At 76.6% G+C, this 4,746-nt stretch carries 3 protein-coding genes and 1 pseudogene; 1 reads left to right on the top strand and 3 read right to left on the bottom strand.

Features of this window, described 5'->3' with window-relative positions:
* Positions 1 to 584 (top strand): DUF305 domain-containing protein (locus tag HF519_RS29380; protein ID WP_169416224.1); only part of this gene is annotated, 584 nt, incomplete at its 5' end.
* A gap of 171 nt (positions 585 to 755) precedes the next feature.
* Here HF519_RS29380 and HF519_RS29375 read toward each other — a convergent pair.
* The 3 genes and pseudogenes from HF519_RS29375 to cydD form a co-directional block, all read right to left on the bottom strand.
* Positions 756 to 890, bottom strand: a pseudogene (locus tag HF519_RS29375) (alpha-amylase family glycosyl hydrolase); the annotation flags it as partial.
* Between the two features lie 260 nt (positions 891 to 1,150).
* Positions 1,151 to 2,917 carry a thiol reductant ABC exporter subunit CydC gene (gene cydC / locus HF519_RS29370; protein WP_169416223.1) on the bottom strand — a complete coding sequence of 589 codons (1,767 nt, stop codon included), beginning with the start codon at positions 2,915 to 2,917 and terminating at the stop codon, positions 1,151 to 1,153.
* The gene (gene cydD, locus HF519_RS29365; protein ID WP_169416222.1) at positions 2,907 to 4,607 is read right to left on the bottom strand and encodes a thiol reductant ABC exporter subunit CydD; all 1,701 of its coding nucleotides are present in this window, start codon (positions 4,605 to 4,607) and stop codon (positions 2,907 to 2,909) included. The genes cydC and cydD overlap by 11 nt, the downstream gene beginning before the upstream one ends.
* Between the last annotated feature and the right edge of the window lie 139 nt (positions 4,608 to 4,746).

Below are 4,746 nucleotides of genomic sequence, written 5' to 3'. Positions count from 1 at the left end.
CCCCGTCCCCGTCGCCGGCCCCCGCGGCCACCGCCGATGCGCACAACCAGGCCGACGTCCGCTTCGCGGGCGGCATGATCGTGCACCACCGCCAGGCGCTGGAGATGAGCCGCCTGGTGCCCGACCGGAGCACGAATCCGCAGGTGGCGGATCTCGCCCGGCGGATCGAGGCCGCGCAGGGCCCGGAGATCGCGACCATGGGTGCCATGCTGGAGCGGTGGGGCGCCGACGAGGCGGTCCACACCGACCACGATCCGATGGACCACAGCGGGACGGACTTCGAGTCGATGGACCACGGCGCGATGGACGACATGGATCACGGCGGAGCGGACCACGGCGGAGCGGACCACGGCGACGGGATGATGACGGCCGAGGAGATGGCGCAGCTCGACCGCTCCTCGGGCCCGGAGTTCGACCGGCTGTTCCTGCAGCTCATGATCGTGCACCACGAGGGCGCCGTGCGGATGGCGCAGACCCAGATCGACCAGGGCTCCGACCCGGAGGCCCGTGACCTGGCCCGCGCCATCATCGACGCCCAGCGGAGCGAGATCGACGAGATGCGGGTCCTGCTCGCACAGGTGTGACGGCGACCCGGCCGGCGTTCCCGACAGGCGCCGGCCGGGCGTCGCCGCGCGTTCGGGTGCGGCCGGCTAGCGCGGCGTTCGGCGGTACACCCGGGCCTCCCACGGACGCAGCTCGTGGTGGTCGCGCGGCGGCGGGTGGTTGCCGATCACGAGCTCCGTGTCGGACCAGGGGTAGACCGGCGAGAGCCACAGCACGTCCACCCCGAGATCGGCGAGATGGTCCAGGTGGGCGGTGATGCCGGGCAGGTCGCCGATGCCGTCGCCGTCGGAGTCGGCGAAGCTGCGTGGGTAGATCTGGTAGACCACCGCCGTCCGCCACCACGGGCCGCCGGTCTCCGGGGCCCGGGCGGCGGTCTCGCGCCACGACCGTCGGCGAGCACGTGACGACCTCTCGCAGTCGGAAGGAAGCGGACGAGGAGGGGCCGCTGCGGCCGGTCCCGCGACCGTACCCGGGACCGACCGGGCGCGCGGCCGGATGCCGGGCACAGCCGCGGGCCGGCGACACCACCGCTCGGGGTTCGCGCGCCACCCGGAGGCGGTGGCGTGGTGCGGGTGAATCCGGTGGATCACCGCGCGGCAGCGGCCACCCGCCCCGGGCCCCGGGCACACAGTCCGTGCGCCCGGCGGTACCAGCCCTCCGCCGCCAGCAGTTCGGTGTGCGTGCCGCGCTGCACGACCCGGCCGCCGACCACCACGTGGATCGCGTCCATCCGGTCCAGCCGGGAGAGATCGTGGGTGACGAGCAGCAGGCCACGGTCGCCGGTCGCGGCGAGCAGGTCGTCGAGCACGGCGTCGCGGGTGTCCGGGTCGAGGTGCGAGGTCGGCTCGTCGAGCACCAGCAGCCGGGCGTCGGTGAGCAACGCGCGGGCCAGCGCGAGCCGCTGGCGCATGCCGCCGCTGAGCCGGGCGCCGTGGGTCCCGACGTCGCTGTCCAGGCCGCGCGGCATCGCGGCCACGTCGGTCGCGAGCCGGACGCGGGCGAGCACGTCCCACAGGTCGGCGTCGGTCGCGTCCGGGCGGGCCAGCCGCAGGTTCTCCCGCATCGTGCTCGCGAACAGGTGCGGGTGCTGCGGGACGCCGCTGATCATCGCGCGGGAGGCGTCGGGAGCGTGGGCGGTGAGGTCGGCCCCGCCGAGACGCACCGTGCCCGCATCGGGGTCGCGGAACCGGAACAGCACCGCGGCCAGCGTGCTCTTGCCCGATCCGCTCGGCCCCACCACGGCGACCCGGGCGCCCGGCGGCAGGTCCAGGTCCAGGCCGTCGAGGGCCCACGGCTCTCCGGGGCCGTACCGCACCCGCAGGTCGCGGACCTGCAGCGCGCCCGGGGGCAGGGCCCCGCCCGCGTGGCCGCGCACCGCGGGCGGGGTGTCCAGGACGTCGAACAGCCGCGCACCGCCGGCCCGGATCGCGCCCAGCCGGGCGGCGGCGGCGGGCAGCGGGGCGACGATCTCGAACGCGGCCAGCGCGGTCAGTACCAGCACGGCCAGCGGGACGGGGCCGAGCGTGCCGGCCTCGACGGCGGCGACGCCGAGCAGCAGGGTGCCCCACAGCGTCAGCCCGGCGATCAGGGCCGAGGCGCCCGCGCCGAGCCCGAGCAAACCCGCGTCGCGACGAGCCACCCGGGTGAGCTCGGCGTCGGCGCGCTCGACGCGGCGCACCGCGCGGTCCATCGCGCCGTACGCGACGAGGTCCGGGGCGCCGTGCAGGGCGTCCACCAGCGCCGTGGACAGCTCCCCGCGGGCGGCCGCCTGCCGGCGCCCCGGCCCGCGGCCGAGCACGGCGGCGACGAGCGGAACGGCGAGCCCGGCGAGCAGCAGGCCCCCGGCCAGCAGCAGCCCGCCGGGGACCAGCAGTGCGGTGCTCAGCGCGACGGTCGCGGCACCGGTCACCAGCGCGGCCAGCGGCGGCGTGAGGCCGCGGACGAGCAGGTCCTGGGTGGCGTCGGTGTCGCTGACCAACCGCGACACCAGGTCGCCGGACCGGAACCGGCGGACCGGTTCGGTGCGGGCCAGCCGCGCGTAGACCCGCACCCGGGCGTCGGCCAGCGTGCGCAGCGCCGCGTCGTGGGTGACGAGCCGCTCCAGGTAGCGCGCCACGCCGCGGGTCACGCCGAGCGCCCGGGTCGCGACCACCGCCGCGCTCAGGGCGGTGATCGGCGGCGAGGTGGCCGCGGTGGCGATGAGCCACGCGGCGAGGCTGAGCAGCCCCACCCCGGACGCGGTGGCGACGGCCCCGGCCAGCACGCCGAGGGCGAAGCGGGTCCCCCGCGGCCGGGCCAACCCGATCATCCTCCGCAGCGGCCCGGGAGTGGATGACGCCGTTCTAGCGCCCATTGCCGCTCACCAGCCCGTGGGGCAGCCGGAGCCGCCCGTGGTCGATCCGGACGGTGTCGTCGACGACGTCGGCCCAGCCCGCGTCGTGCGCAACGATCACGCCGGTCCGCCCGTGCAGCAGCCGCCCGACGGCGGTGCGGACGGCGGCGGCGTTGTCCGGGTCCAGGTGCGCGGTCGGCTCGTCGAGCAGCACGACCGGGGCGTCACGCAGGAACGCCCGGGCCAGCGCCACCCGCTGTCGCTGCCCGGCCGACAGCCGGGCACCGTGCTCACCGAGGCGGGTCTCGTAGCCGTCGGGCAGCGCGGCGACCACCTCTCCCAGCTCGGCGAGCTCGGCGGCCCGGCGGACCGAGGCCATGCTCGCGCCCGGGTCGCCGAGCCGGATGTTGCCGGCGACGGTGTCGTCGAACAGGTAGGGCTGCTGCGGCACCCAGGCGACGCGCCGCCGCCAGGCGTCGGGGTCGAGCGCGTCGAGCGGGACGCCGTCGACGGTGACCCGGCCCGCCCCGGGCTCGACGAAGCGCAGCAGGACCGCCAGCAGCGTGCTCTTGCCCGACCCGCTCGGCCCGTTGACGAGCAGGCTCGACCCGGCCGGCACCGTGAGGCGGACACCGTCGAGGGCGGGAGTGTCGCGGCCCGGATAGGTGACCGCGACGTCCTCCAGGCGCAGCGCCACCCCGCGTTTCGGGGCCTGCTCGGCGTGCCCGGGGCTGTCCGGGCGACGGGACACCGGCTTCCCACCGGGGCCGTCGAGGACGGTGAAGACCTGCTCGGCCGCGGCGACGCCCTCCATGCTGGCGTGGAAGCGCGCCCCGACCTCGCGCAGCGGCAGGTACGCCTCCGGGGCCAGGATCAGCACCAGCAGTGCCGTCTCGAGATCGAGGCGGCCGTACATCAGGCGCAGCCCGACCTCGACGGCGACGAGCGCCACGGCCAGCGTGGCCACGAGTTCGAGCACGAACGCCGAGAGGAACGCGATCCGCAGCGTGCCCATCGTCGCGCGGCGGTGGTCGTCGGTGACCCGGCGGACGAGCGCCGCCTCGGCCTTCGCGCGGCGGAACAGCGCGAGCGTCGGCAGCCCCTCGACGACGTCGAGGAAGTGCCCGCCCAGCCGGTTCAGCAGCCGCCACTGCCGGCGTGTGCGGGCCTGGGTGTGCCAGCCGACCAGCGCCATGAACAACGGGATCAGCGGCAGCGTCAACCCGATGACCAGCGCCGAGATCCAGTCCGCGCGCACCACCACGACGAGCACCGCCAGCGGTACCAGGGCGGCCAGCACGAGCTGCGGGAGGTAGCGGGCGAAGTAGTCGTCCAGCGCGTCGAGGCCGCGGGTCGCCAGCGTGACGAGCTCCCCGGGGCTGCGCCCCGCCGGGTCGGGCGGCCCGGAGGTCACGTGGGCGACGAGCCGGCGGCGCAGCTGGGACTTCGCCCGCGCCGCGCTGCGCAACGCCGCCGTCTCGGCCCCGTGGGCGAGCACGGCCCGGGCGAGCGCGACCAGCCCGACGGCGCCGATCGCCCAGCCGAGCTCGCCCGGGCCCGCGCCGCGGGTGGTCTCGCCGATCGTGTGTGCGAGAAGCCAGGCCTGCGCGAGGATCAGCCCGGTCACCGCGGCACCACAGAGCACGGTCACGGCCAGGTGCACGCGCACCGCGCGCGCGGTGCGCAGCAGCCGGGGGTCGAGTGGCTTCATCGCCGGCCCGCCCCCACCCGGCCGCGGGGACGCCCCGACTCGCGCGCGGGGATACCGCGACTCGCGCGCGGGGATACCGCGACTCGCGGGGTGGTCGTGGTCATGAGATGGGGTAGGCGGGGGTGGGGTCGATGCTGTC

Source organism: Pseudonocardia bannensis (assembly GCF_012911875.1).
GTDB classification, from domain to species: domain Bacteria; phylum Actinomycetota; class Actinomycetes; order Mycobacteriales; family Pseudonocardiaceae; genus Pseudonocardia; species Pseudonocardia bannensis.
Note: the sequence above shows the minus strand (reverse complement) of the source record. Positions and strands in the feature narration are given on the sequence as shown.

What these genes read in the sequence shown, in the direction of transcription:
- cydD (WP_169416222.1), bottom strand. Translation starts at nt 4,607, where the DNA reads ATGAAGCCACTCGACCCCCGGCTGCTGCGCACCGCGCGCGCGGTGCGC.
- cydC (WP_169416223.1), bottom strand. Translation starts at nt 2,917, where the DNA reads ATGGGCGCTAGAACGGCGTCATCCACTCCCGGGCCGCTGCGGAGGATG.